We start from the raw sequence: 1082 nt of genomic DNA on the forward strand, positions 1-1082 counted from the left end.
CGTCGGGCGTCGGGCGTCCGGGCGGGTCGAGGCGGAGCCGGACGGGGGCGGGGTCGGCGGCGAACGTCGGGACGGGCCTTCGGCGGCGGGGTCAGCTCTCGTCGGGGCCGAGCAGCACCGCGGACCAGTTCTTGCGGGCGGCCGTGTCGTACTGGAGCGCGACGTGGCTGGTGGCCGAGGTGAGGTCGCGCCAGAACCGCTGGAGCGGGTGGGCCTCGCCGAGTCCCCCGGTGCCGGCGGCCCGGATGAGCAGCGTCACCGCTTCCTGCACGCTCTCCGCGGCGAACGTGGCGTTGCGTTCGTTGCGGGCCATCAGCTCGGGCGTGAACTGCCGGCTGTCGAGCACCTCGGCGTTCTGCTCCACCAGGTGCCGGGCGGCGTCGATCCGGCCGGAGGCCCGTACCAGCTTGATCTCGGTGGAGGGGTTGCGGCGGCGGCCGGTGACCGTCGCGGCGGCGGCGGTGAGCGCGCCGGTCGCCGCCCCCGCGACGGGGGCGATGAAGGTGAGGCCGCCGACGGCCTGGAAGGGCACGTTGTGCACCGGCAGTGCGGACGTGGCGTTGCGTCCGCTCAGCATGTCGGCACGGTTGTAGGAGAAGGCGGCGGGCACGAACACGTCGTCGGCGACCAGGGTGTGGCTGCCGGTGGCCCGCATGCCGACGCTGTCCCACGTCCGGCGGACGCCGTAGACGCCGCGGGGCAGGCAGAAGAAGCGCAGCGCGGGCGGGCCGTCGCCGCCGGGCACGGCCGCGCAGACCAGCGCCCAGTCGGCGAAGTCGATGCCGCTGACGTAGGCCCAGGCGCCGTCCAGGCGCCAGCCGCCGTCCACCGCGCGGGCCCGGCCGGCGGGCATCAAGCCGGTGGCGACGACGACGTCGGGGCTGTCTCCCCATATCGCCTCGTGCGCCTCGGCGGGCAGGTGGGAGGCGAAGCGGGCGGAGAACGCGGAGAGCGACGCGCACCAGGCGGCCGCCGCGCAGTTCTCACCGACGGTCATCACGGCGCGGGTGAGGTCGGCGAAGGTGCCCTCGCTGCCGCCGAACCGGTCGGCGACGAAGTGGCGGGCGAAGCCCGCCTCGGCC

1 protein-coding gene is annotated in these 1082 nt (G+C 75.7%); it reads right to left on the bottom strand.

Features of this window, described 5'->3' with window-relative positions:
• Positions 1-91: 91 nt before the first annotated feature.
• Positions 92-1082, bottom strand: a 991-nt coding sequence (locus tag ACYVE9_RS27945; protein ID WP_461030678.1) for an acyl-CoA dehydrogenase family protein, incomplete at its 5' end; no start/stop codon positions are given.

The organism is Streptomyces sparsus (genome assembly GCF_054776295.1).